The 924-nt window shown below is 41.3% G+C and carries 2 protein-coding genes; both read left to right on the forward strand.

The window, feature by feature from the left end:
- Positions 1-69: 69 nt before the first annotated feature.
- On the forward strand, positions 70-684 hold the full coding sequence (locus tag BG32_RS00185; protein ID WP_006492315.1) for an ACT domain-containing protein: 615 nt from the start codon (positions 70-72) through the stop codon (positions 682-684).
- Positions 677-924, forward strand: a 248-nt coding sequence (locus BG32_RS00190; protein WP_147434758.1) for an undecaprenyl-diphosphate phosphatase, incomplete at its 3' end; no start/stop codon positions are given. The genes BG32_RS00185 and BG32_RS00190, both read left to right, overlap by 8 nt.

A 924-nucleotide genomic window follows, 5' to 3' on the forward strand; every position in this document is an offset into this window, starting at 1 on the left:
CTATGTTGTTACAATTATAATTGTTAGGCTTATCAAATAAAAGGCTTAACGATGGAAAGAGGCGGTTTTATGAATATTGAGAAGTGGATTAACAGAACCTACCCGGTTTTCGAGGAAAGTTCAACTCTTGAGGATGTCTTCAGTGTCAAAGCATTAGCGGGACTCACAAACATAATCTCCGTTGATAAAGAAGGAAGACTGTCTGGGACTGCAAGGTTGGATGCGATCGATGACTTTGATCTTTCAAGAAAACTCTCTGAAATTGTTGTTGAGCCGGTGTTTTACTGCCGTGACTCCGATTTCATAGAAGATGCCGCGCTAATGCTTATTGAGAGTCATGACTATGTCCTTCCAGTAGTCAATGACGATTTTGTCGTCGTAGGGGCAATTGGTGTTTTCGAAATTTTGGAAGGTTTAATGGAATTTACTGCTATGGATAGACCCGGTGCCAGAATCTCGATAATTCTCGAGGACAAGCCGGGCGCTCTGAGAGATGTAGTTGATTTTCTTGCAGAAAGGGAGGTTAACATTCTCTCTATTATCACTTCGACCGCAGAAAGTAAGGAATTCAAGCGAGTTGTAATAAGAACAGATGAGTCAGACATAAGCTTGATCGCTGACATTCTTGGGGAAAAGGGGATCTCTTTTGAAAGCATAAGCGAAGAGGAGGGTTTCAGTGTCTGAAACACTAAGCTATCTAATTCTAGGCGCAGTACAAGGTGCTACGGAATTTCTTCCCGTTTCGTCGTCTGGTCATCTAACAATCTTCTCCAGTTTTCTCAAAGTTCCTCTTGATTCAGAATCAAAAGCAGCATTTTTTGCGGTGCTTCATCTGGCAACTTTCTTTGCCGTTTTGTTGTTCACATTTAAAGATATATGGGGAATACTCACAGGCCTATCTAAACCTGAAAAGAGGAAAATCTC

Origin of the sequence: Mesotoga sp. HF07.pep.5.2.highcov (genome assembly GCF_003666285.1) — a bacterium.
GTDB classification, from domain to species: domain Bacteria; phylum Thermotogota; class Thermotogae; order Petrotogales; family Kosmotogaceae; genus Mesotoga; species Mesotoga prima.